Annotated in this window: 22 protein-coding genes; 10 read left to right on the forward strand and 12 right to left on the reverse strand. The window is 68.7% G+C overall.

Annotation, left to right across the window (positions count from 1 at the left end; all coding sequences use genetic code 11):
- Window positions 1-26: 26 nt before the first annotated feature.
- The gene (locus tag J7U46_RS04095) at window positions 27-401 is read right to left on the reverse strand and encodes a YbaN family protein (protein WP_282823557.1); all 375 of its coding nucleotides are present in this window, start codon (window positions 399-401) and stop codon (window positions 27-29) included.
- The gene (locus tag J7U46_RS04100) at window positions 398-2,233 is read right to left on the reverse strand and encodes a tetratricopeptide repeat protein (protein WP_282823558.1); all 1,836 of its coding nucleotides are present in this window, start codon (window positions 2,231-2,233) and stop codon (window positions 398-400) included. The genes J7U46_RS04095 and J7U46_RS04100 overlap by 4 nt, the downstream gene beginning before the upstream one ends.
- A 49-nt stretch (window positions 2,234-2,282) precedes the next feature.
- Here J7U46_RS04100 and J7U46_RS04105 point away from each other — a divergent pair, with 49 nt between their 5' ends.
- Window positions 2,283-3,437, forward strand: a complete 1,155-nt coding sequence (locus tag J7U46_RS04105) for an alpha-hydroxy acid oxidase (RefSeq protein ID WP_282823559.1) — start codon at window positions 2,283-2,285, stop codon at window positions 3,435-3,437.
- Window positions 3,438-3,439: 2 nt separating this feature from the next.
- Here J7U46_RS04105 and J7U46_RS04110 read toward each other — a convergent pair whose 3' ends face one another.
- Window positions 3,440-4,120, reverse strand: a complete 681-nt coding sequence (locus J7U46_RS04110) for a LysE/ArgO family amino acid transporter (RefSeq protein WP_282823560.1) — start codon at window positions 4,118-4,120, stop codon at window positions 3,440-3,442.
- 79 nt (window positions 4,121-4,199) lie between these two features.
- Here J7U46_RS04110 and J7U46_RS04115 point away from each other — a divergent pair, with 79 nt between their 5' ends.
- The 3 genes from J7U46_RS04115 (at window position 4,200) to J7U46_RS04125 (ending at window position 7,857) form a co-directional block, all read left to right on the forward strand.
- Window positions 4,200-5,114, forward strand: a complete 915-nt coding sequence (locus tag J7U46_RS04115) for a LysR family transcriptional regulator ArgP (protein ID WP_282823561.1) — start codon at window positions 4,200-4,202, stop codon at window positions 5,112-5,114.
- A complete protein-coding gene (locus J7U46_RS04120) occupies window positions 5,111-6,127 on the forward strand; it encodes an alginate lyase family protein (RefSeq protein ID WP_282823562.1) in 1,017 nt (338 codons plus the stop codon). The genes J7U46_RS04115 and J7U46_RS04120 overlap by 4 nt, the downstream gene beginning before the upstream one ends.
- A gap of 86 nt (window positions 6,128-6,213) precedes the next feature.
- The gene (locus J7U46_RS04125) at window positions 6,214-7,857 is read left to right on the forward strand and encodes a methyl-accepting chemotaxis protein (protein WP_282823563.1); all 1,644 of its coding nucleotides are present in this window, start codon (window positions 6,214-6,216) and stop codon (window positions 7,855-7,857) included.
- A 13-nt stretch (window positions 7,858-7,870) separates the two neighbouring features.
- On the opposite strand, the gene J7U46_RS04130 is transcribed toward J7U46_RS04125, so the two are convergent.
- From J7U46_RS04130 to J7U46_RS04140, 3 genes are read right to left on the reverse strand one after another with little or no spacing between them, the layout of a single operon-like run.
- Window positions 7,871-8,653 (reverse strand): phosphodiester glycosidase family protein, encoded by a 783-nt coding sequence (locus tag J7U46_RS04130; protein WP_282823564.1) that lies wholly within the window; start codon window positions 8,651-8,653, stop codon window positions 7,871-7,873.
- The gene (locus tag J7U46_RS04135) at window positions 8,650-9,978 is read right to left on the reverse strand and encodes a serine hydrolase domain-containing protein (RefSeq protein WP_282823565.1); all 1,329 of its coding nucleotides are present in this window, start codon (window positions 9,976-9,978) and stop codon (window positions 8,650-8,652) included. The genes J7U46_RS04130 and J7U46_RS04135 overlap by 4 nt, the downstream gene beginning before the upstream one ends.
- Window positions 9,971-10,732, reverse strand: coding sequence for a GntR family transcriptional regulator (locus tag J7U46_RS04140; RefSeq protein WP_282823566.1), 762 nt, complete (start codon window positions 10,730-10,732; stop codon window positions 9,971-9,973). Before J7U46_RS04140 ends, J7U46_RS04135 begins: the two co-directional genes overlap by 8 nt.
- 275 nt (window positions 10,733-11,007) lie before the next feature.
- Between J7U46_RS04140 and J7U46_RS04145 the strand changes: the two genes are divergently transcribed.
- Window positions 11,008-11,865, forward strand: coding sequence for a hypothetical protein (locus J7U46_RS04145; RefSeq protein WP_282823567.1), 858 nt, complete (start codon window positions 11,008-11,010; stop codon window positions 11,863-11,865).
- Between the two features lie 5 nt (window positions 11,866-11,870).
- On the opposite strand, the gene J7U46_RS04150 is transcribed toward J7U46_RS04145, so the two are convergent.
- The 3 genes from J7U46_RS04150 to J7U46_RS04160 form a co-directional block, all read right to left on the reverse strand.
- Window positions 11,871-12,515, reverse strand: a complete 645-nt coding sequence (locus tag J7U46_RS04150; RefSeq protein ID WP_282823568.1) for an ATP-binding protein — start codon at window positions 12,513-12,515, stop codon at window positions 11,871-11,873.
- A 16-nt stretch (window positions 12,516-12,531) separates the two neighbouring features.
- Window positions 12,532-14,148 (reverse strand): response regulator, encoded by a 1,617-nt coding sequence (locus J7U46_RS04155; protein WP_282823569.1) that lies wholly within the window; start codon window positions 14,146-14,148, stop codon window positions 12,532-12,534.
- 93 nt (window positions 14,149-14,241) lie between these two features.
- Entirely contained in the window at window positions 14,242-16,410 is a 2,169-nt protein-coding gene (locus tag J7U46_RS04160; RefSeq protein ID WP_282823570.1) for a S46 family peptidase, read from the reverse strand.
- A 255-nt stretch (window positions 16,411-16,665) separates the two neighbouring features.
- On the opposite strand from J7U46_RS04160, the gene J7U46_RS04165 reads away from it, so the two are divergent.
- Window positions 16,666-16,977, forward strand: a complete 312-nt coding sequence (locus J7U46_RS04165; RefSeq protein ID WP_282823571.1) for a hypothetical protein — start codon at window positions 16,666-16,668, stop codon at window positions 16,975-16,977.
- An 88-nt stretch (window positions 16,978-17,065) separates the two neighbouring features.
- On the opposite strand, the gene J7U46_RS04170 is transcribed toward J7U46_RS04165, so the two are convergent.
- Together J7U46_RS04170 and J7U46_RS04175 are read right to left on the reverse strand one after the other, a co-directional pair.
- A complete protein-coding gene (locus J7U46_RS04170; protein WP_282823572.1) occupies window positions 17,066-17,368 on the reverse strand; it encodes a hypothetical protein in 303 nt (100 codons plus the stop codon).
- A 113-nt stretch (window positions 17,369-17,481) separates the two neighbouring features.
- A complete protein-coding gene (locus J7U46_RS04175) occupies window positions 17,482-18,030 on the reverse strand; it encodes a dCMP deaminase family protein (protein WP_282823573.1) in 549 nt (182 codons plus the stop codon).
- 53 nt (window positions 18,031-18,083) lie between these two features.
- Between J7U46_RS04175 and J7U46_RS04180 the strand changes: the two genes are divergently transcribed.
- The 3 genes from J7U46_RS04180 (at window position 18,084) to J7U46_RS04190 (ending at window position 20,817) form a co-directional block, all read left to right on the forward strand.
- On the forward strand, window positions 18,084-18,749 hold the full coding sequence (locus tag J7U46_RS04180) for a Crp/Fnr family transcriptional regulator (protein ID WP_282823574.1): 666 nt from the start codon (window positions 18,084-18,086) through the stop codon (window positions 18,747-18,749).
- 156 nt (window positions 18,750-18,905) lie between these two features.
- Window positions 18,906-20,300 carry a peptide MFS transporter gene (locus J7U46_RS04185; protein ID WP_282823575.1) on the forward strand — a complete coding sequence of 465 codons (1,395 nt, stop codon included), beginning with the start codon at window positions 18,906-18,908 and terminating at the stop codon, window positions 20,298-20,300.
- An 85-nt stretch (window positions 20,301-20,385) separates the two neighbouring features.
- A complete protein-coding gene (locus J7U46_RS04190) occupies window positions 20,386-20,817 on the forward strand; it encodes a YciI family protein (RefSeq protein ID WP_282824962.1) in 432 nt (143 codons plus the stop codon).
- A gap of 9 nt (window positions 20,818-20,826) precedes the next feature.
- Here the strand turns inward: J7U46_RS04190 and J7U46_RS04195 are convergent, their stop codons facing one another.
- Window positions 20,827-21,750 (reverse strand): LysR family transcriptional regulator, encoded by a 924-nt coding sequence (locus tag J7U46_RS04195; protein WP_282823576.1) that lies wholly within the window; start codon window positions 21,748-21,750, stop codon window positions 20,827-20,829.
- Between the two features lie 97 nt (window positions 21,751-21,847).
- Here J7U46_RS04195 and metE point away from each other — a divergent pair, with 97 nt between their 5' ends.
- Window positions 21,848-24,163 carry a 5-methyltetrahydropteroyltriglutamate--homocysteine S-methyltransferase gene (gene metE / locus J7U46_RS04200; protein WP_282823577.1) on the forward strand — a complete coding sequence of 772 codons (2,316 nt, stop codon included), beginning with the start codon at window positions 21,848-21,850 and terminating at the stop codon, window positions 24,161-24,163.
- Window positions 24,164-24,188 lie beyond the last annotated feature (25 nt).

Genomic DNA, 24,188 nt, shown 5'->3' on the forward strand with positions numbered 1-24,188 from the left:
CCCCTTTCAGCCCTTGTTCGAGGCGCCTAGCGGCTGGGCAGCCGGTACATCCACACCGCCACGCAAAGGCAGATCGCCGCCGGCAGCCAGCACCAGGCCAGCGGCAATCGCCAGGCCGCCATCGCGGAGCCGAAGGCCATCATGGTCCAGGCCAGTTGCTTGGCGCGCAGCGGGATGGCGCCGCGCTCGCGCCAGTTGCGCACCATGGGCCCAAAGCTGCGGTGGTTGAGCAGCCAGGTCTCGCAGCGCTCGCTGCCGCGTGCAAAACAGAAGGCAGCGAGCAGCACGAAGGGCGTGGTCGGCAAGAGTGGCACGAAGATGCCGATCACACCGAGCGCCAGGGCCGCGAAGCCGGCCAGCAGCCACAGGCCGCGCACCCAGAGCGGCCTGTGAACGCTCATGCCGTGGGCAGCACGTCGAAGGCCACCGTCAGGCGCGGCGACTCATCCTCGAAGGGCACGGTGCCATGCCACATGAAGGACGGGAACAGCACCAGGCGGCCGACGCGCGGCTGCACGGCCTGCTGCGCGCCGAGGTCGAAGTGGGTGGACTCGAAATCGGGCTGGCCGAAGCGAATCCAGCCGGCCTTCTTCTCCTCATCGGCCACGGCCTGCGGCAAGGCCACGTAGTAGCAGGAGCTGATCCAGCCTTGCGGATGCAGGTGGTTGGTGTGGTAGCCGCTGCTGTCCAGGCGCGAGGACCAGGAGCTGTTGAAGCGCCAGCCCTTGGCCACGCGGGCGCGCAGCGGATGGCCGGTGTCGGGCGGCAGCTGGCGCAGCGAGGCCACATAGCTGTCCACCGCTTCGGCGATGCGGCGCTTCAGCGCCTGCACGAGCGGCAGGTTCAGGTCCAGCACGTTGCCCAAGGTCTGGCTGCCGTGGCGCAGCGTCTGGTCGATCGGTGCGCGGGCGTCGCGGTGCAGCGATTCCAGCTCGGCCGCCAGCGCGGCATTGAAGCTCTCCATGTCCGCAAAGCCTTCGGGCGGCGCCAGGTCGAAGACCTGGATCTGCCGGGCCGGGTCGTTCAGCCAGTCGGACTGCGCCTGGTTGCCGCTGGCACGCCAAGCCGTGCCGAGCAAGGCCCAGGCCTGTTGGTCGAAGGGGTTCAGGCGCACGGCCCGCTCGGCCTGGGCTGTGGCCATCGTGGCCTCGCCGGCCTGCAGCAGGCTGCTGGCGAAATTGGCGCGGGCCGAGGCGTCCTCCGGGCCCAACTCGACGGCACGGCGATGGGCCTTCAAGGCCTCGTCGCGCCGGCCCAGCCGCATCAGGGCCTGACCGAGTCCATCGTGATATCCGCTGGCCTCGGCCCGCGCCAGCGCAGCCTGGAAGGCAGCCACCGCCTGCTCATGCCGGCCGGCCTGCAAGAGCAAGCGCCCCTGAATGCCCAGCGGCAGCGGATGCGGATGACTGGCGGCCGCTGCCTCCAGCTCGGCACAGAAATCCTCATGGCCGAGACGCCAGCGCAGCCGGGCCAGGTCGTACAGCGACAGCGCATGCAGCGGCTGGCGCTTCAGCGCTTCGCTGTAGCCGGCCAGAGCCTCATCCAGGCGGCCCAGGTTCTGCAGGCTGTTGGCCCGGTTGTAGTGGGCATCGGCCACGTCAAGGCCGAGGCGCAGGGTTTCGTCATAGGCATGCAGGGCCTGTGCGTGGTGACCGAGGGCCTGCATCACCGTGCCGGCGTTGTGGTGCAAGGCCGCGCGGCGCGGCTCCACCTCCAGGGCCTGATCCAGCGTGCGCAGCGCGACCTCCAGCCGCCCCTGCTCCTGCTCGATCATGGCGCGCAGTTGCAGGCATTGCGCCAGCAGCTCCTGGGCGGGCGGCCGCAAGCGCAGCGCATCGGCCAGTGAGCCCAAAGCGGCCTGCTGCTGGCCCAATTGGTGCAGCGCGCGGGCGCGGCTGTAATGGGCTTCCATGAAATCCGGCTTCAGCTCGATGGCCTGGCGGTAGCAGGCCTCGGCCTGTGGCCAGCGGCCCAGGTCCTCCTGCAGATCGCCCATCTCGCGCCAGACCTGGGGCTGACGCACCTCCTGCTCCAGGCTCTGGCTGAGCCATTGCTCGGCGGCCATGAAGTCGCGCCGGTCCTGGGCGCAAAGCCCCAGCAGACGCATCAGATCGGGCTGCTTGGGCAGGGCTTCCAAGGCCTTGTGGAGGCGCTGTTCAGCAGCCTCGATGCGGCCTTCGCCGCGCTCGCGCAGCGCCTGTTGCAGGGTGTCGTGAAGTAAGTTTCCGTCCATGGGCGCAGTGTAGAGTCCTGCGCAACCCCGCCCTGCACCGGACCCCTCCATGCCCACCATCACCTGCATCGAAGATCTGCGCGTCCTGGCCCAAAAGCGCGTGCCACGCATGTTCTACGACTATGCCGACTCAGGTTCCTGGACCGAGGGCACCTACCGCGCCAACGAGGCCGACTTCCAGGCCATCAAGCTGCGCCAGCGCGTGGCGGTCAACATGGAAAACCGCAGCACGGCGGTCGAACTGGTCGGCCAGGCCGCCAAGATGCCGGTGGCCATCGCGCCCACCGGCCTCACCGGCATGCAGCATGCCGACGGCGAGATCCTCGCAGCCAAGGCGGCCGAGGCCTTCGGCATCCCGTTCACGCTGTCGACGATGAGCATCTGCTCCATCGAGGACATCGCCGCCCACACCAAGGCACCCTTCTGGTTCCAGCTCTACATGATGCGCGACCGCGATGCGATGGAACGCATGATCGAGCGCGCCCGCGCCGCCCGCTGCAGCGCCCTCGTGCTGACGCTGGACCTGCAGGTCATCGGCCAGCGCCACAAGGATTTGAAGAACGGCCTCACCGCCCCGCCCCGCCCCACCCTCGCCAACCTGATCAACCTGGCCACCAAGCCGCGCTGGTGCCTGGGCATGCTGGGCACGAAGCGCCGCACTTTTGGCAACCTCGTGGGCCATGTGAAGGCGGTCACCGACATGAAGTCGCTCGCCTCCTGGACCAATGAGCAGTTCGACCCGCGCCTCTCCTGGGCCGACGTGGAATGGGTCAAGCAGCGCTGGGGCGGCAAGCTGATCCTCAAGGGCATCATGGATGTGGAAGACGCCAAGCTCGCCGCCAACTCCGGTGCCGACGCCCTGGTCGTCAGCAACCATGGCGGCCGACAGCTGGATGGCGCCGAATCCAGCATCCATGCGCTGCCGCGCATCATCGATGCGGTGGGCAGCCAGATCGAGGTCCACATGGACGGCGGCGTGCGCTCCGGCCAGGACGTACTCAAGGCCTGGGCCCTGGGTGCGCGCGGCGCCTGGATAGGCCGAGCCTTCCTCTACGGCCTCGGCGCCATGGGCCAACCGGGCGTGACCAAGGCCCTGCAGATCCTCCACAAGGAGCTCGACGTGACCATGGCCTTCTGCGGCCACACGCAGCTCAAGAAGGTGGACCGCAGCATCCTGCTGCCGGGCACGTTCCCGACGGCCTGAGCTCAGGCCGCCATCGCGAGCAGCAAGGGCCGCAGCAAGGGCACCAGCAAGGGCACCAGCAACAGCGCGGCCAGCACAAACATCGTCAGCGCGATCAACAGATCGAGCACCTGCCAGGCGCGCGGCCGCGCGAACCAGGGCGCCAGCCAGCGCGCGCCATAGCCGAGAGCGCTGAACCACAGCGCGCTGGCCGTGCAGGCGCCGGCAATGAACCAGGGCTGCAGCGCCGCCGGTTGCTGCGCGCCCAGGCTGCCGACCAGCAGGACCGTGTCCAGGTAGACATGCGGATTGAGCAGGGTGAAGGCCGCCGCTTGGGCGAGAGCGGCGGCGAGGTGCAGGCCCGCCCCGCCCTCGGTCGTTCGCAGTTCATTCGACTGCCGCGCCCGCTGCAGCGCCTGCCAGCCATACCAGGCGAGGAAGCAGGCACCGGCCAGCGACAGCGCCCGCGCGAGGCCCGGCCGCGCGCCCAGCGCCTGCGCCATGCCCAGCACGCCGGCCGTGATCAGGCTGGCATCGGCCAGGGCGCAGAACATCACGATGGTGCCCACATGCTCGCGTCGCAGACCCTGGCGCAGCACGAAGGCGTTCTGCGCTCCTATGGCGACGATCAGGCCCAGGCTCAGCGCAAGGCCCTGGAAGAAGACGGCGATGAGCGGCGAGGCGCTTGGAACTGGAAAACTCATGCGTCCAGTCTGCCGGGCCGCTACGATGAAGCCAAACTAATTCCACTAAACCTGCTTCAGCAAAACTTCATCGCCAAGCATGCTGGACTATGCCGCTCTCGCCGCCCTGGCCGCCGTCGTTCGAGAGGGCAGCTTCGAGCGCGCCGCCCGTTCGCTGCATGTAACGCCCTCGGCCATCTCGCAGCGCATCCGCCTGCTGGAGGAGCGCATGGGCGGCGCCCTGATCGTGCGCGGCCAGCCCTGCACGGCCACCGAGGCCGGCCGTCGGCTCTGCCGGCATGTGGACGAGGTGCGCCTGCTGGAGCAGCAGTTGCAGACGGCCTTGCCAGCGCTGAGCCCGGAAGAGGCCTTGCCGCGCGTGCCACTGCCGATCGCTGTCAATGCCGACAGCCTGGCCACCTGGGCCGCGCCGGCCCTGGCCGTGTTCGGCGCGAGCCAGCCGGTGCTGCTGCAGGTGCTGATCGACGACCAGGACCACACGGCCGAGCGCCTGCGCAGCGGCGCCGTGCTGGCCGCCATCACCGGCTCGGCACGCCCGGCCGCCGGCTGCAACAGCCGGCCGCTGGGTGCGATGCGCTACCGCGCAGCCGCGAGCCCCGCCTTCATGCGCCAGCACTTTGCCGAGGGCGTGGGTGCCGGCAGTCTGGCGCGCGCGCCCAGCCTGGCCTTCGATGCCAAGGATGAGTTGCAGGAGCGCTGGGTGCGCCGCCTCTGCCACCGGCATGTGGAGCTGCCCAGCCACCGCCTGCCCTCGACCCAGGCCTTCGTCACCGCCACGCTGGCCGGCATGGGCTGGGCCCTGCATCCCGAATCGCTGATCGCCGAGCACCTGGCCGAGGGCACCCTGGTCGAGCTGGTCAGCGATCTGCCGCTCGACGTGCCGCTGCACTGGCAGCACGCGCGCGCCGCCTCGGGCCTGCTCGACGGGCTGACCAGCATGGTGCTGCTGGCGGCGCGTGCGGCGCTGCGGCAAGGTGAGGAGCTTGAAGAATGACGATGACTTGCCTGCAATCCCAGGTCTCGGCACTGCTGCTGGCCCTGCTCGCCTCGGCCGCTCAGCTCACCGAGGCCGCACCCTGCCCCACACCGCCGCCTGCCTTGCAGGACATGCAGGGCAATGGCTACTACAGCGACAAGAACCACTCCATCGTCGACCCGCAGCTCAAGGCGCAGAACGAGGCAGCGGCCAAGCCCTTCACCGATTTTGCCGACCAGGTCAGCCGGCGCGCCGACCGGGTGCTGGCCGGCGCGCCCGATGCAGGTGATAGCGCCGAATGTGCGCTGACCTGGCTGCAACAATGGGCAGCAGGCGATGCCATGCTCGGCCACATCGCCAGCAGCCAGGCCCAGTACCTGCGCAAATGGACGCTGGCCTCGCTGTCGCTGGCCTATCTGAAGCTGCGGTCGCGCGCCGAGGCGGCCCAGCGCGAGGCCATCGATGCCTGGCTGCGGCGCGTCGCCCGCGCGTCGCTGGAACACATCCGCCACAGCAAGGCAGCGCGCAACAACCATCACTACTGGGTCGGCCTGGCCGTCATGGCCACGGCCAGCGCTACCGGCGACGCGACGCTGCGCCAGGACGCGCGCGAGCTGTTCGACGAAGCCCTGAGCGATATCCAGGACGACGGCAGCCTGCCGCAGGAACTGGCCCGCGCTGGCAAGGCCCTGGCCTATCACAACTACGCCCTCGCGCCGCTGGTGCTGATGGCCGAGCTGGCGGCCCGCGAGGGCGAGGACTGGTACGCGCTGCGTGGCGCGCGGCTGGACCTGCTGGTGGAACGCACCGCAGCGGGCATCGCCGACCCGGCCTGGTTTGTCGCCCGAACAGGGCTCAGCCAGGAAGTGCCGCGCGGCGGCATCACCGGCTGGGCCCTGCTTTATGCGCAGCGCGGAGCGGCCCGCTCGCAGCGGGTCTCCGGCCTGCTCACCCAGGGGCTGCTCCGCAATGTGACCCTGGGCGGCGACCTGCAGCTGATGGCCGCCCGACGGTTCTTCAGCAATCCTTGACTTGCGCTGGCCCGGCTATGCCCCGACGATGGCGCGGGGCCGGTTGCGCTCGGCAGGCCGGCGAGATCTTCAACAGGGAGTCGTTCATGCCATCTTTGAAGAACATCAGCATCGCCCGCAAGCTCACGGCGGCCTTCGTCATCATGCTGGCTCTGCTGGCCGGCCTGGCCTGGTTCGCCAACAGCCGTCTGCGAGTTGTCCAGGATGATTCGCGCCAGATCAGCAGTGTCTGGCTGCCGGCCGTGCGCCTGGCTGGCGTGATAGACGCCAGCGCCTCGGATTTCCGCATCGGCCTCCTGCAGATGATGGCCGCCACCACGCCCGAACAGACCAAGATCGCCGAAGGCAATATGGCCAAGGCCCAGGAAGAGCTGCGCACCGCACAAGCCGACTACCGGCCACTGATCAGTACCGACGAGGAGCGCCGGCTCTTCGACAGGTTCAGCGCGGAGTGGGCGCGCTACCAGCAACTCGCCGGCACCGCCGCGGCGGCCGTGAGGGCCGGCAATGTGGACGAGGGCCGCAAGATCCAGGGCGGCGAGGCGCGCCAGGCCTACCTGGCGGCCAGCAAGCTGCTGCAGGACCTCGTCGACCTGAACGCCAAGGGCGCTGAGGCCTCGGCCGACCATTCGGAGACGGCCTTCAAGTCGGCCCAGCTGTGGCTGATCGTGGTCTCGGCGCTGGCCGCCACCGCTGCTATCGCGATGGCGATCACGCTGGTTCGCGCCATCACGGCGCCGCTGGCCCGGGCCGTGCAGGTGGCCGACCAGGTGGCCGATGGCGATCTGAGCCAGCGCATCGCCTTCGAGGGCAGCGACGAAACCGCGCGCCTGCTGGCCGCGCTGCAGCGCATGCAGCAGGCCCTGGCCGGCACGGTGGGCACGGTGCGCCAGGGCGCCGAGTCGGTGGCCGCCGCCAGCGCGCAAATCGCGCAAGGCAATGTGGACCTGTCGGCCCGCACCGAGGAGCAGGCCTCCTCGCTGGAGCAGACCTCGGCCACGATGGAGCAGCTCAGCGCCACCGTGCGCCAGAACGCCGACAGCGCCCAGCAGGCCAACCAGCTGGCCCAGAGCGCGAGCCAGGTGGCGCGCGACGGCGGCGCCGTCGTGGGCGAGGTGGTCAGCACCATGCGCGGCATCGAAGACAGCTCCAAGCGCATCGCCGACATCATCGGCACCATCGATGGCATCGCCTTCCAGACCAACATCCTCGCGCTCAATGCGGCGGTCGAGGCGGCGCGTGCTGGCGAGCAGGGTCGCGGCTTTGCCGTGGTGGCCGGCGAAGTGCGCACGCTGGCCCAGCGCAGCGCCGAGGCGGCCAAGGAGATCAAGACGCTGATCGGTGATTCGGTCGAGCGCGTGCAGACCGGCACCCAGTTGGTCGACCGTGCCGGCAAGACCATGGGCGACATCGTCAGTTCGGTGCAGCGCGTGGCCGACATCGTGGGCGAGATCAGCAGCGCCAGCAGCGAGCAGAGCTCGGGGATTGCGCAGATCGGCGAGGCCGTCACCCAGCTGGACCATGCCACGCAGCAGAATGCCGCCCTGGTGGAAGAAAGCACGGCCGCCAGCGAAAGCCTCAAGGCCCAGGCAGCCAGGCTGCTCGAGTCGGTGGCGAGCTTCAGGCTCGCGAACGGGGCGCCGGCCCTGCGGCTCGCGCGGGTCGCGACGCCGGCCCGGCAGCGGGACCCCTCTCTGAGCGCCGCCGACAACAGCTGGGCCGGCTACTGAAACCGGCCGGTGCTCAGCGCGGCTTGGCGAACAGGTGCAAGGCGTTCGCCACCTTGCGCAGCGCCGGCTCGTTGAACGGGCGCTCCATCACCGAACGGCCCTGCAGCAGCAAGGTGCTGGAGCCGCCGCCATCAAGGTTGATGGCATCGACCGCCCCCAACTGCGCCATGACGGCCGAAAGCTGGACGAGCGTGAGGCCGAGCACCGGCGGGCGGCGGCCTTCGGCCAGGGCGATGATCAGGTAGCGGCCCGTCGCGTCCAGGCCCACGGCCGTGCGCGGGTGCGTCATCGCGCAAAGGTTCTTGCAGCTGGCATCGTCCTCGGCCGTGCGCTGGCGCCCATGGTCCAGCAGCCAGGGTGTGCCCGCCATCACGTTGTGCCAACCCGGTCTGGCCTGCTCAGGTTTCAGCTCAATCTGGCAGCGCTGGGCGGCATCGCAGGCCAGCAGCGGGCTCTTCGGCACCTCGAACACCGGCGCCCAAGCCTGGCCGTCGCTGATCGTGATGCCGCGCACGTCGAAAGCCTTGTTGAAGAAGGAGACATTGATGCTGGCCAGCGCGCCGCTGCTGCTCTGCATCTGGTCCACCGATTTACCGCGCTCGGCGGGCGGCGAGACGCTGATCCTGACGGTTTGCAGATCCACGCGCAGCGCATGCACCACGCTGTCGGGGAAGGGGCTGATGCGCGCGTAGTCCAGGCCGGGCTGGTTTGCTTGGTTTGCCTGGAATGGCGCCGGCACGCTGGCGCAACCGGCCAGTGCGGCCAGCAGCAGCAAGCACAGCAGCATCCGCCTCATGTGGCCTCCCGCGCATGGGCCCACAGCAGCTGCTGCAGGCGCTCTTCGAACAAGGGCAGGCTGGAATGCCGGCCGCGGAACTTCTCGGGGTCGGCGCCCTCGCCCGAGATCGCATAGGCGATGGCATGGCCGCGCTCGGGGTCGATCAGGAGGCCCGAGTGCAGGCCATAGGCAAAGCCCAGGTGGCCCCAGGCCTGCAGGCCCGGATAGACACGGTCACCGCGTCCGTCTGCGCTGCTTCGGTCGATGAAATGCTGCAAGCCGAGACCCCAGGCCTGGAACAGGCCGCCCAGGTTGTCGCCGTTGGCAGGCTCGGCGGCCTTGGCCTCGAAGCGCCAGTGCTCGCTGCACATCTGGCGCACGCTGGCCGGGCTGAGGAAGGCCTGGCCGCCATGCCGGCCCTCGTTCAAGAGCATGCGGGCGATCACGCCCAGGTCCTTCACGCGCACGCGCAGCCGACCCTGCGGGCCGAAAAGCGTGCCATTGCTGCCGAGTTGGTAGCCGGCCAGGCCCTTGAAGGGCTTGGGTGGCTCGCGGCTGAAGTCGTCCACCTGCGGCACCCAGGGGCCGGCGGTGTCGTAGGCCTGCTCGCCGGTGCGCTTGCGATAGAGCACGGCCACCTGGGCCAGTTGATCCGGCGAAAAGGCCGAGGCATCGAAGCCACCCTTCATGCCCAGCGGGTCCAGCACCAGCTGCTGCATCAGGCGGTCGAAGCGCTGGCCGGCGGCCACTTCCATCAGCGAGGCCAGCACGCCGTAGTTCAGGTTGCAGTACTGGAAGAAGCGACCCGGCGCCTGCGCGCCCCAGGCCTTGGCCGCGATGCTGCCCTGCGGGCCGAGCAAGCCTTGCAGCGTGGCGGGCAGCTCGAAGAACAGGCCGCCTTCGTCGGTCAGGCCCGAGCGGTGGCTGAGCAAGAGGCGCGGCGTGATCGCCACCTCGGCAAAGCGCGGATGGCGCAGCTTGAAGCCGAGGCGCGCAGACACGTCCTCGTCCAGGTCGATGCGGCCCGCCTCCACCAGGCGCATCAGGCCGAGCAGCACCACGAGCTTGGTGACCGAGGCAATGCGGAACAGCGTGTCGGGCGTGACCGGCAGCGCCGGCCGGCCTTCAGCCGCCATCACGCGCTGGCCCAGCTGCCCCTCGAAAACCACCTCGCCCCGGCGTATCACCAGGGCGCTGAGCCCGGGCAGCGGGCACTCGCGGTCGTCCAGCAAGGACTGCAATTTTTGCGTTAGCGATTCAGCAGCAAGGGCAGGGAGGCTCAGGCTGCCACCGGCGCAGGCAGCGGCCCAGGCGAGCAACTGGCGGCGCTGGATCTCATGCATCGCCGTCGTCCTCGGTCTCGGCCGGCTCGCGCGTCGTCACGATGGGGCGCATGACCTGGACCTCGAAGCGGTAGCGGTCGGCGCGGTACAGGGTCTTGGCGTACTCGACCACCTCGCCCGAACCCGCATGCGAGAGCCGCTCCACCAGCAGCGAGGGCGAGAACGGCGCCACGCCGAGGGCCCCGGCTTCCTCCTCGTTCAGCACCGTGGCCTGCAATTGCTGGCTGGCGGCGCGGATCTGCAGGCCGTAGCGCTGCTCCAGCAACTCGTAGAGCGAGCCGGTGGCCAGCACGGCCGCATCGAAGCCGGGCACACGCGACTGCACCAGGTAGACGGTCTCCAGCGCCATCGGCTCGTCGCTGGCCAGGCGCAGGCGGCGCAGCTCCAGCAGCTGCGTGCCGGGCATGACCTTGAGGCGCTGCGCCAGCTTGGCGCCGGCTGCCAGCACGCGGCTGCCCAGCACCTCGCTCGAGGGAATCAGGCCGCGCTGACGCATCTCTTCGGAGAAGGACATCAAGAGCGGCTGCTTGACCACCGGCTGGCCCGACACAAAGGTGCCGGCGCCCTGCCGGCGCTGCAAGAGCCCGTCTAGCTCGAGCTCACGGAGGCAGCGGCGCAAGGTTTCGCGCGCCACCTCGAAGCGCTCGCTCAGCTCGCGCTCCGGCGGCAGGCGGCCGCCCTCACCGTTCTGCTGGATCAATTCCAAAAGCCGCAGCTTGAGCTGCTCGCGTTTCTGATTGCGGTCCGGATTCATGAGGGCAGAGTCTCCCCAGGGCCGTCGCTGCGGCGATTGGTTTGCAGATGGTCTAGCAGCAATCCAAGCCGCCAGACCACATCGGGTCGATCAGGCGGCGAGTGTAGCCAGGGAGCAGACCATGGGCAGACCAAATATCGCGGACAGGGCTGTCGAACGCCCGACCGAGGGCAATCCACTAGCGGCCCGCCGCCCGCGCGTTGCGAGACTCCACAGCGATGCTGGACGCCCGCCCCTTTCCCCTTCCCTTTGCTTGATTGCCCTGACACCTGACCATGCTGCACCCCCTGCGTTTGGGCGAACTCACGGCCACGGTGGCGGCCTGCGGCGCGGCCCTGCGCAGCCTGCGCCGGGGCAGCGAGGAACTCCTTGTCGCGGCCGAAGGCGATGAGCCCGCCTGGCCCACGCTGCAGTTCCCCCATGTGGGCCGGCTCCGGGGCGGCGGCTTCGAGCATGGCGGCCGCCGCTATGTGCTGCCGCCGCTCGGCCTGGCAGCACGCAGCGAGTTCCGGCTGCTGGAACGCACGGCCCACAGCCTGAGCCTGAGCCTGCGGGCCGATGCCCACAGCCGGGAGTGCTACCCCTTCGACTTCGAACTGAAGCTCAGCATCTGCCTGCGCGCCGATGGCCTGGCCGTGGATTACCGCGTGCACAACCGCGGCCTGGAGCGCCTGGCCTTCAGCCTGGGCTCGCAGCCGGCGCTGGCTCTGCCGCTGGCGCCCGGAGAGACGCTGGAAGACTGGTCGGTGGTCTTCGACAACGCCGAGGCGCCCGAGGTCTATCGCCACGAGGGCGAACTGCTCGCCGCCTTGCCGCAAGCCTTTGCGTTCAGCCAGGTGCAAAGCGTGCGCCTCGGCCAGCCGCATCTCGAGGCCGGGCCGCTGGTCTTCAAGAACATCAATTCGCGCCGGCTCGACCTGGTGCATAGGCGGCGGGGCCGCCGCCTGTCCCTGCACACCGGCGGTGCGCCGCACCTGGGCCTGTGGCCCACGGCCGGCGGCGTCTGCATCGCTCCCTGGTATGGCGTCGACGACGACGCGCAAGCGCCGCTGGAGCTCCTGGCCAAGCCGGCTGCCATCCAGTTGCCGGCCGGCCGCGCCTTTGTGGCGGGCTATCGCATCGAGCTGGGCTGAGCCCCCTAGGGAATCCGCAGCTCGTACAGGGCGCCACCGCCGCTGCCCGCACTCAAGCGGCTCTGCCCCTCGCGCGCCCGGTTGCGATGCGCCTGGGCCACGGCCGTGCAGACCTGCAGTCCGAGGCCGCTGCTGTGTTCGCCGGGCGCTGCGGCCTCGGGGCCCGGGCCGTCGTCGGCAATGCTGAAGACCAGCATGCCGTCTGCGTCCAGCGCCACCGTCAGGCGGATATGGCTGCGGGCGTAATGCAGGGCGTTGTAGAGCGCCGAGTCCAGCGCGAGGCGAAGCAGGTGGCGATCACAGACCCAGGCGGCCGGCAGCTGCTGTTGTGCCTGCTCCAGCGCCTGCGCCTCGATTTGCAGGCGGCCGCCGCTGAGCAGCCGCGCGTCGTCGGCCAGCTCTTCCAGCAACTGCAGCGGCGATTCTTCCTGCAGGTGCACCGGCAGGCGCCGGCCCGAGGCCAGGCGCTGGGTCAGCAGCAGGCCACTCAATCGGTGCGTTAACGCCAGCGCCTGCGCATGGCTGCAGGCAGCCAGCTCGCGGGCCTCGCCGGTGTCGGTGAGCGGCTGCAGGCGCGCCAGCGAATCGGCCAGCAGGGCCAGCCGGTTCTTCAGGTCGTGGACGATGACGCTGTCCAGCAGCTCGCTCATCGCTTGGCCTCCGCCCTCATGCCTTCACCCGCTCGCGGAAGAACTTGCGCGCCGCCGCCACGCGGTCGTGATTGGGATGGCGGGCCGCCAGCTGATCCAGCAGCTCGCGCGCCCGGCCGGCGTGTTGCTCGGCCTGGCCGAGGCGGTTCATCGCGATCAGGTAGAGCGTGCACAACTCGATCTGCACGCTGAAGTTGTGCGGCGCGCGCTGCAGCGCCGCCTCGCCAACGACGATGGCCTGCGCCAGATCGCCGCCGCGCTTGGCCTGCTGCAGCTGCTGCAGGGCCTCGACCACGTCCTTGCCTTCGCGTTCGACCTGCTCGCGGCAGGCCTCTTCGACCGCCGTGCCCTTGGCCGATTTCAGCGCGGCGGCCAGCATCATCGGCTGGTCGGAATTGTTGCGGGCCACGGCCAGGATCAGCTCCTGGCCCAGCTCCAGATGGCCGGTGGCCAGGGCCGAGCGGGCCATCAAGAGCTTGTGAGCATCGGGCAGGTCCGTCAGGCCGCCGCCCTGCTGGGCCTGGGCCATCAGCTCGGCCGCCTTGTCGGCCTGGCCCAGCTGCTGCAGGCCCTGGGCCTGCAAGGCGTTGCCGAGGGCCCGCGCCGCCGGCAGGTCGCCGAACTGCCGGCCCTGCTCCTGTGCCACCTGCACGCCACGGCCGACCTCGCCCTTGTCGATCAGGGCCTGGGCCAGCAGCATGCCCTCGTGATGGCTGCGCTGCAGCGCGTGGCGATTCTTGGTGACGGCCGACTCCAGCGCGCGCACGGCCAGCGCCGCATCGCCGTTGGCCTGCGCCAGCTCGCCGAGCTTGATCTTGCGCTCGGCATTGGGCGCCAGTTCGGCCAGGGTCTGGGCCAGCGCGAGCGCCGCCGCCGCATCGCCACGCTCCTCGGCCAGCTCGAGCAGCAGGTCGTAGGCGGCGGCGTAGTCGGGCTGGCCCTGCACCAGGCGCTGCAGCACGCCCTCCGCCTGCGGCGCGCGACCGAGGGCGCGCAAGGCCTGGGCCTGGCCCAGCTGCGCCCAGGCGAGCTCGGAGTTGAGCGTGAGGGCCTGCTCGTAGCAGGCGCGCGCATCCTCGAAGCGGGCCAGCTTCATCAGCGCGGCGGCCTTCTGCTTGTAGCCCTCGCCGCGCGTGGCATCGGCGCGCTGGATGAACTCGTCGGCCACGGCGATGGCCTTGTCCCAGTCGCGTGCATCCATGGCCACGAGCAAGGGCGCCAGCTGCTGCTTGCGCGCGGCCAGGGCTTCGATCTGGCGGGCCAGCAGCTGGTCGGTGAAGGGCTTGAGGATGTAGCCGTCGGGCTGGTAGTCGCCGGCGGCCAACACATCGGCACGCAGCGAGTTCGCGGTGATGTAGATCCAGGGCGCGAGCGGATTGACAAGGCGGTTGCCGCGCGCAGCCTCGAGCAGTTGCTGGCCGTCGGCGCCCTCGCCCAGGTTGTAGTCGCAGAGCACCAGGTCGAAGCTGCCAACGCGCATGGCCTTCAGCGCCTCGTCGGCGTGCGCGGTCATCACGACCTGGCGGATGCCGAGCCGGTAGAGCGACTCGCGGATGATCTGCCGCATCTGCTGCTGGTCTTCGACCATCAGCACCCGGAACGCGCTGATGGGCTTGCTGGCCGGTGGCGCCACGCCTACTCCCTGCAGAGTCTTGCCGGCACCAGTATCGTGCAAAAAAAAGGCCCGCAAGCGCGGGCCTTTCCGGGGGGCAGTGTGCTTGCAGGATTACTGCACGCCCATTTCCTTCAGCAGGTTGTCGGCCTTGTCGACCACCTTCATCTGCCACTGCATGTAGCGGGCGTCCAGCACGATGGAGCGGACCATCTTGGGGTTGAAGTCCACGTCGGCGATCACGGCATCCAGCGTGCCGTCAAACAGCAGGCCCACCAGCTCGGCCTTGGCGTTCAGCACCGGCGAGCCGGAGTTGCCGCCGGTGGTGTCCAGCGTGGCCAGGAAGTTGACCGGCACATTGCCCAGTTCCTTGGCAGCGTACTTGTCGTAGTGCTTGGCCTTGATGGCGGCCAGCTGAGCGACCGGCGCATTGAACTCGCCCGTGCCCGTGGCCTTGGCGCTGACGCCGGCCAGGGTGGTGAACGGCGTCCAGTTGCTGCCATCGGCGCCCGGCGTGCGGCCGGTCACCTTGCCGAAGCTCACGCGCAGCGTGCTGTTGGCATCAGGGTACAGGGCTTCCTTGCGGCTCGCCTTGTAGGCCATCAGGGCCTTCATGGTGCTGGTGTAGGCCTGCTGCACGCGGCCGCCCAGTTCCTTGTCGCGGGTCTCGCGGGCTTCGTCGTCGGCGTACAGGGCCACGGCGGCCTTGATGAAGGCGTCGTCGCTGGCCTTGAAGTCGGCCGGCTTCTTGCCGACCCAGGCGGCGCGCTCGGCGCGGTCAGCCAGCTTGGAGCCGGCGTACAGCACATCGAGGCGCGCCTTGACGGCGGCTTCGTTCATGCCTGCCGTCAGGCCCAGGGCCGACAGGAAGGTCTGGTTCAGCGTGTTGGCCGGCTGGGCCAGGTACTTGACCAGGAAGTTGGCGGCGATGGCCTTGTCGACCTTCTCGTCGTAGCGGCGCTCCAGCGACTGCAGGCCGGCGTTGATGCGGCTCATGTCGCGGACCTGGTAGCCGGACTTGCGCTCGGCATCAGGCTTCTGTTGCTCTTCGGCCAGCTTCACCAGCATGCGGGCGGTGTTCAGCAGCGTGGGGCTGCCCATGCCCATGGCGGACTCGGCCTTGCCGATGGCCTGGCGCTCGGCGATCAGCTTCTCGGCCGTGGCGAAGTCGGCGGCCCATTCCTTGGCGCGCTTGGGATCGGCATTGACCCAGGCCTTCAGATCGGCATAGCCCTTTTGCTTGCGGTCCAGGATGTCGGAGCCGATGTAGCTCTCTTGCTGGCCCTGGAAGTTCTTCATCGTGTTGTTCAGGCCGGCGACCGTGCTGGCGTACTTCAGCTCGGCGTCCTTGCGGCCTTCGGTCTCGGCCTTGATGATGGCCAGACGCTGCTCGAAGGAGCTGATCACGGTGGGCTGCTGCCAGCTGAACGTGAAGTCCACTTCCACCGGCAGGCGATAGCGGTTGGTGCGGCCGGGGTAGCCGGTGACCATCACGAAGTCGTTTTCCTTCAGCGGGCTGCTGGCCAGCTTCAGGTAGGACTTGGGCTGGTAGGGCTTGTTGTCCTTGCTGTAATCGGCCGGCTTGCCGTCCGGGCCCACATAGGCGCGGTAGAAGCTGTAGTCGCCGGTGTGGCGCGGCCACATCCAGTTGTCGGTGTCGCCACCGAACTTGCCGACGCCGTCGGCCGGTGCGTGCACCAGGCGCACGTCACGGATTTCCATCTGCTTGATCAGCTGGTACTGCACGCCACCGTAGAAGCCGTAGACGTTGCAGCGGTGGCCGGCGTCCTTTTCGCACTCGGCGACCAGGGCCTTCTCGTTGGCTTCCATCGCATCGACGCGGGCCTTGCCGGTCAGCGAGGCGACCTTGGCGTCGATCACGCGGTCGGTCACGTCCTTGACCTCGGAGGTCACGAAGACGCGGCTGCCCGGAGCGGCCGGCAGCTCATCGGCGAAGGTGGCGGCCAGGAAGCCGTTCTTGATCAGGTCGCGGTCCGGGCGCGAGTTGTACTGGATGCTGCCGTAGGCGCAGTGGTGGTTGGTCACCACCAGGCCCTGCGGCGAGACGAACGAAGCGGTGCAGCCACCCAGGCTGATCACGGCGTTCATCGGGAATTGGGTCAGGTCCTTCAGCTTGGCCGGGTCCAGGGCCAGGCCGGCGGCCTTCAGCGGGCCGGCGATCTGCGGCAGTTGCGAAGGCATCCACATGCCTTCTTCGGCATGGGCGGCACCGGCGGCAGCCAGGGCCAGGACGGCCAGGCTCAGCGAGGAGAGCTTTTTCATTGACTTCAGGTCCAGGTGGGCGCGCCGGGATTGGCGCGGGAGCAGTGGCCTTGTGGGCCGAACAGCAAAGCGCAGAAGACTAGCATCGATCTAAGGGTTTCCCCATAAGGCTTGTCCGCATGACGAAAGTCACCCCACCCCGGCGCCGTGCAAGCCGATACAAAAAAATAGTCTGCGGCGGCCCGCCCATCCCCTGGCATCCGAGCCCTGATCGCGCGATAAAGAAGCCTGACGCCAAACTGACAGGAGCGCATCATGACCCTGCGCCAACTGAGCCTGATCAAGCGCTGGCTGCGCCTGCATCCGCGCGGCCATGCGGTCGAGTTGCAGGCCTGGGACATGGTGCTGACCGCCTGGCTGATGGGCATGCTGGGCGTGCCGGTGGCCCTGATGCTGGACGCGCCGCAATGGCTGGCCGTCTGCCTGCCCGCCTATTTGCTGCCCGAAATGTACTCAGCCGCGCGGGTGCGGCTGCACCGGCGCGGCGTCTTGCGCTGCGATTACCAGGAACTGCTAGCCCCTCGCCCTCGGGGTACCTCGGGCGGTCCCCCAAGGGGACGGCGATGATTGCCGGGTTGACCGGCAATCACATCGCCTGAGCGGGCCGGCTTGGGAGCGGCCCTGCGCTCGGCCCGAATACCTTTGTCCGTTGGGGTCAGTGGATCAGGCCGATCCACTCGCCCGCGCTCTGGTAGCTCTCGAACAAGGTCAGCGAGAGCTCGCGCAGTTCGGCATTGCTGCTGGCATGGCCCTTGGCCAGGCGCTCGAAGGCGTAGAGGCGGTCGTAAATCATGCGCGTGGGCTGAACGCTGGCGCCCTCGCGCTGCATCAGCTGCTCGAAGTGCTGGAGCTCGCCCATGGCGACCGGGCCGGCGATCAGGCTGCCGAGGTCGAAGGAGTCGTCCTGCCACAGGGCGCCGGCGTGGGTGGCGGGAACCAGATCGAGCGGGATGAACATGTGGGGCCTCAACGACGGAGTGCTTGTTGCCGCCATGATGCGGGCCCGTCGCAAAACTTAAGCCCGAATAAGCAGGCAAAGACCCCGCTTATTCGGCTCAAGCCAACTGCCCCTCAGCCGACGCCAGGCCGGCCGTGCAGCGCCGGCCCGGTCACCTGGATGAAGTCATCCAGCTTCTGGCACCAAGTCGCGGCCGGGGCTTCCAGCTCGTCGAGGCGCAGGATCTCGATGCCGGCGTCGAGCAGCATCTTGTCGGAGGCGCCATTGCTGGCCACGTGGTGCGACTTCTTCTCGAGAAAAACCACCCGCTTGATGCCCACCTGGATGATGGACTGGGCGCAGCGCGGGCAGGGGAACTGGGTCGTGTAGATGGTGCTGCCGGTCAAGGGCAGGACCACGCAGTTGAGGATGGCATTGACCTCGGCATGGACGATGTAGCTGTGGCGCGAGCGCAGCGGGTTGTCGTCCTCGTCGGCCCAGTAGCTCTCGTCCTCGTCGTTGCAGCCGCGCGGCAGGCCGTTGTAGCCGACGCCGAGGATCTTGTTGTCGCTGCTCGCAATGCAGGCGCCGTTGCGCTTGCGGCCGTCCTTGGAGCGGGCGGCGGCCAGCAGGGCGACGCCCATGAACATGGAATGCCAGTGGATCAGAGGTGTGTTGTGCATGGCGGGCAAAGTGTACTCAGGCCGCACGCGGCGCCTCCCTAGAATGCGCCGCCGTGGACCTGCAAGAGATGCTGACGAAGTCGATCTGGGGCCGCAACCTCGGTGCCGCCGAACTCGGCCGCGTGCTGCGCGATGCGCGCGAGCGGAGCGTCGCGACGGGCGATGCCATCGTGCGCAGCGGCCAGGCCGCCGAACACTGGTGCGGCCTGATCAGCGGCTTCGGCAAGATGAGCGTGGGCTCGGCCGATGGCCGCGAGACCAGCCTCACCAGCATCGCCAGCGGCGGCTGGTTCGGCGAGGGCACTTTGATCAAGCGCGGCTCCTGGCAGTACGACGCCGTGGCCCTGCGCGACTGCCGCGTGGCCCTCGTGCCGCGCGAGACCTTCGAATGGCTGCGCGCCACCAGCCTGCCCTTCAATCACCACCTGCAGGTACTGATGAGCGCCCGCATGGGCCAGTTCATTGCCCGCATGTGCGATGACCGCCTGCTCGATTCCACCGCCCGCGTGGCCCATGCGCTGGCCGGCCTGTTCAACCCCGAGCTGTATCCGGACCCTGGCAGCTTCATCGACATCCGCCAGGCCGAGCTCGGCCAGATGGCCGGCGTCTCGCGCCAGCGCGCCAACCGGGCGCTGCAGTTGCTGGAGCAGCAAGGCCTGGTGAAGGTGGAGCGGCGTGGGATCGAGGTGCTGGACCTGGCCGGCCTGCGCAGCTATTGACCACAAAGGCCGTCAGGGCCGCCGGGGCCAGGCCTCGATGGCTTGCGGGCAAACCCGCATCCGCCCGGCTTGTCAGCGTCGCGTAATTCGAGGACAGTCGCGCCCATTCCAAATCCGAGCCGGGATCCCGCCTTGTCCTCCGTACCTCTTGCCGCCATGCCGGCAACCCCTGCCCCCTTCATGCGCGGCGACCGCGCCTTCCTCGGCCATCCGGCTGGCCTCGGCTGGCTGTCGTTCTGCGAGCTGTGGGAGCGCTTCTCCTACTACGGCATGCAGACGCTGCTGGTGCTGTACCTCAGCAACTACCTGTTCCTGCCCGAGAACATCGGCCAGGTCGCTGGCATCCATGCGCTGCGCTCTGCCATCGAGAACGTCACCGGCCCGCGCTCGACGCAGCAGCTGGCCTCCATCGTTTTCGGCCTCTATGCCGGCCTCGTCTACCTGACACCGATCTTCGGCGGCTTGCTGGCTGACCGCCTGCTCGGCCGCACCAAGACCGTGGTCCTCGGCGCCAGCCTGATGGCGCTCGGCCATTTCCTGATGGCCTTCGAGGTCTTCTTCCTGCTGGCCCTGGCCTGCCTGTTGCTCGGCGTCGGTTGCTTCAAGGGCAATATCGCGGCGCAAGTCGGCGCGCTCTATGCGCCGGGCGATCAGCGCCGCGCCAGCGCCTTCCAGATCTTCATGCTGGCGGTCCAGATCGCCGTCATCCTGGCGCCCATCGTCTGCGGCACCCTCGGTGAGAAGGTCGGCTGGCACTGGGGCTTCGGCGCCGCCGGCGTGGGCATGGTGATCGGCCTGTTCGTCTACCTGGCCGGGCGCGGCTGGTTGCCGCCGGAAACGCCGCGCGGCGCCAACAAGGCTGCCGAGGCCGAACCCCGCGTGCCCATGAGCAGCCGCGACAAGGCCCGCTTCCTGTTGCTGGTCTGCCTGATCCCGGTGCTGATGCTGACCATCGTCGGCAACCAGCAATTCCAGAATGCCTTCCCGCTGTGGTCGCAGAAGCACATGGACATGGTGCTGATGGGCTTCGAGGTGCCGGTGACCTGGCTGCAGGCCATCGACGCCTTCTTCAGCACCGCCACCATGCTGGCCTCGCTGGCCTTCTGGCGCTGGTGGGCCACCAAGCGCCGCGAGCCCGACGAGGTGACCAAGATGGCCCTCGGCGCCCTGCTTGCGGCCAGCGCCCCGGCCTTGCTGGTGATTGCCTCGCAGATGATTGCCGGCACCGAGCAGAAGGTCAGCATCGCCTGGACCATGGGCTATGCCTTCCTGAACGACCTCGGCTTTGCCAACATCCTGCCGGTGGGCCTGGCGCTGTACTCGCGCGCCGCACCGCGCCGCATGGAAGGCATGTTCATCGGCATCTATTACCTGCACCTGTTCATCGGCAACACCTTCGTCGGCTGGCTGGCCGGCTTCCTGAACGAGATGAGCGGCACCCAGTTCTGGGCCCTGCATGCGGGCCTGGTGGCGGCTGCCGGCGTGCTGCTGCTCGCGGTGAAGCTGGTGTTCGGCAAGGTGCTGGAGCCGGAAGCGCAGCCGGCCGCCTGAAGCCCTTGTCGATTTGCAGGCTCGCCATTCGTCGTGATGTCAGAGCCGCAACCGCGGCTTGCAAACTCAATTCAAGGAGAACGACATGCGCGTGATGGTGATGGTCAAGGCGAGCCCGCAATCCGAAGCAGGCGAAATGCCGAGCACGGCCCTGATCGAGGCCATGGGCAAGTACAACGAGGAACTGGTCAAGGCCGGCATCATGCAGGGCGGCGACGGCCTGCACCCGAGCAGCAAGGGCAAGCGCGTGCTGTTCTCCGGCACAAGCCGCACCGTGATCGACGGCCCCTTCACCGAGACCAAGGAGCTGGTGGCCGGCTACTGGCTGTGGACGGTCAAGTCCATGGACGAGGCCCTCGAATGGGTGAAGCGCTGCCCCAACCCCATGCCCAGCGACTCGGAGATCGAAATCCGCCCGCTGTTCGAGGCCGAGGACTTCGGCGCCGAATTCACGCCCGAACTGCGCGAGCAGGAAGAGCGGCTGCGCGCCGAGATCGAGGCCCGCAACGCTTCCTGAAGCTGAGCCTCAGAGCAGGCTCACGCCGGGCAGGTTCAGCAGCGAGGTCTCGCGCATGATGCGCACGAAGTCGGCCATGAAGGGCTTGCCCGCCCCCTCGCTGCTGCTCACCGCATAGAGCCGCCCGGTAAGCCCCGCCTCGCCGATGCGCTGGCGCGCCACATAGCCGCGCGCCAGATAGCCCTCCACCGCCCACAGCGGCAAGGCCGCCAGGCCCCGGCCGCTGGCTACCAACTGCAGCATGGCCACGGTCAGCTCGCTGGTGCGCCGCGGCGGCGTGATGCCGGCCGGCTGCAGCACGCGGCGCACCAGGTCCAGCATCTCGTCGGGCACCGGGTAGGTGATCAAGGTGTGGTCGGCAAAGTCGGCCGCTTCCAGCCAGGGCTTGGCGAGCAAGGCATGGCCCTTCTGCAGCAAGGCCACGATCTCGAAGCTGAACAGCGGATGGACGGCCACGCCGGTTTCGTCTTCATCGACCTCGGACACGATGGCCAGCTCGGCGCGGTCCTGGTGCAGCAGGCCCACCGGGTCGGCATGAAAGCCCGAGACGATGTCCAGCTCCACCTCAGGCCAGCGCGCGCGGAAGGCGTCCATCGCTGGCATCAGCCAGTCGAAGCAGGTGTGGCACTCGACGGCGATGCGCAGTTGGCCGGCCGAACCCTCGACCAGGCGGCGCACATCGCGCTCGGCCTCGTCCAGCTGCGGCAGCACCAGGTCGGCCAGGCGCAGCAGCCGCTGGCCCACCGGCCCGAAGCTCACCGGGCTCGATTTGCGCTCGAACAGCGGCGCGCCGTAGTGCTCCTCCAGCGCCTTCAGCTGGTGCGACAGGGCCGACTGCGTGAGGTTCAGCAACTGCGCGGCCCGCGAGAGGTTGCCGGCCTGGCGCAGGGCCTGCAAGGTTTTCAGATGGCGCAGTTCGAGCAGGGATTGCATGAGCGAGATTCAGAGTGATCAGCAAAAGGTTTCGTTTGAATCATAGAGGTGGATCCGGGAACATCCCCCGGTTCATTCATTCGATTCGATTGCAAACATGATTCGTACTCATACCCTCGGCTTCCCGCGCATGGGCGCACAGCGCGAGTTGAAGCAGGCGTTGGAGCGCCACTGGCGCGGCGAGATCACGGCCGAGGCGCTGGAAACCACGGGCCGCGAGCTGCGCGCCCGCCACTGGGCCCTGCAGCGCGAGGCCGGCCTGGATTTCGTCACGGTCGGCGACTTCGCCTTCTACGACCACATGGCCAATCACATCCAACTGCTGGGCAGCGAACCGGCGCGCTTCGGCTTCACGGGCGAGGAACCGGCCCTGCAGCGCTACTTCACGATGGCGCGCGGCGAGGCTGGCGAACACAGCCACAGCTGCTGCGCGGGCCATGCAGCGGCCGAGGTCCATGCGCTGGAAATGACCAAGTGGTTCGACACCAACTACCACTACCTGGTGCCCGAGTTCGATGCCACCTCCGACTTCAGCCTGCATGCCGAACGCCTGTTTGCCGAACTGGCCGAGGCGCAGGCGCTGCAGCACAGCGCCAAGGTCGTGCTGGTGGGGCCGGTCAGCTTTCTGTGGCTGGGCAAGTCCAAGCATGAAGGCTTTGATCGACTGAGCCTGCTCGGGCAGTTGGTCCCGGTCTACCTGGACCTGCTGACCCGCCTCGCCGCACGCGGCGTGACCTGCGTGCAGATGGACGAGCCGGTGCTCGGCCTCGACCTGCCGCCGGCCTGGGCCGAGGCGCTGCGCCAGGCCTATGCCGCCCTGGCCGCTGCCGGCCAGCACATCCTGCTGGCCACCTACTTCTCGCCGCTGCGCGAGAACCTGGCCCTGGCCTGTGAGCTGCCCGTAGGCGGGCTGCATGTGGATGGCGTGCGCGCGCCGGAAGAGTTGGTGGCCGTGGCCGCACAACTGCCGGCGGAGCGCGACCTCTCGGTCGGCATCGTCGATGGCCGCAACATCTGGCGCGCGGACCTCGACCAGGCCTTGCTGACCCTGCGCAAGCTGCAGTGGCAGCGTGGCGGCCGTTTGTGGATCGCCCCCTCCTGCTCGCTCTTGCATGTGCCCATCAGCCTGCGCGAGGACGCAGCGCTGGACAGCGAGCTCGCCAGCTGGCTCTCCGGCGCGGTGGAGAAGCTGGCCGAGGTCAAGCTGCTGGAGCGCGCCCTGTGGGACTGCCACCGCCTCGAAGTGGCCGCCGCCCTGGCCGGCTCGCGCCGCGCGCTGGCCAAGCGCGCCGCAAGCAGCCGTGTGCAGAACCCCGAGGTCGCTGAACGCCTAAGTACCCTGCCAGCCAAGATCGACCAGCGGCACTCGCCCTTCCCCGCGCGCCAGGCCTTGCAACGTGACCGCCTGCGCCTGCCCGTCTACCCGACCACCACCATAGGCTCCTTCCCGCAGACGGCCGAGATCCGCGCCGCCCGTGCCGCCTACAAGCGCGGGCAACTGGCCGAGGCCGACTACCGGGACGCGATGCAGCATGAGATCGCCGAGGCCGTGGCCCGCCAGGAGGCGCTGGGGCTGGACGTGCTGGTGCACGGCGAAGCCGAACGCAACGACATGGTCGAGTACTTCGGCGAGCAGCTCGAGGGCTTTGCCTTCACCGCGAACGGCTGGGTGCAGTCCTACGGTTCACGCTGCGTCAAGCCGCCCGTGCTGTTCGGCGACGTGTCGCGCGCCAAGCCGATGACGGTGGACTGGACCGCCTACGCGCAAGGCCTGACCCCGAAGCCCATGAAAGGCATGCTGACCGGCCCCATCACCATCCTGCAATGGTCCTTCGTGCGCGACGACCAGCCGCGCGCCACCACCGCCCTGCAGATTGCCCTCGCCATCCGCGACGAGGTGCAGGACCTGGAGCGCGCCGGCATCGCCATCATCCAGATCGACGAGCCCGCCATCCGTGAAGGCCTGCCGCTGCGCCGCAGCGAGTGGCGCGCCTACCTGCAATGGGCGGCGCGCGCCTTCCGCGTGTCAGCCAGCGGCGTGGGCGATGCAACGCAGATCCACACGCACATGTGCTACTCCGAGTTCAACGACATACTGCCCGAGATCGCCTCAATGGACGCCGACGTCATCACCATCGAGACCAGCCGCTCCGACATGGAACTGCTGCGCGGCTTCGGCGACTTCAACTACCCGAACGAGATCGGCCCCGGCGTCTACGACATCCACTCGCCGCGCGTGCCCTCGAGCAGCGAGATGCTGCGCCTGATGAAGAAGGCAGCCGAGGTGATCCCGCCCGAACAGCTCTGGGTCAACCCGGACTGCGGGCTGAAGACGCGAGGCTGGGTGGAGACCGAGGCAGCGCTGCGGCAGATGGTGGCGGCAGCAAAAGAACTGCGCGACGAGATGGCCTAACCCACCAACGGATGGCACCATACGG

It is taken from the genome of Pelomonas sp. V22 (assembly GCF_030014915.1).
In the GTDB taxonomy this organism is placed as follows: domain Bacteria; phylum Pseudomonadota; class Gammaproteobacteria; order Burkholderiales; family Burkholderiaceae_C; genus JAUASW01.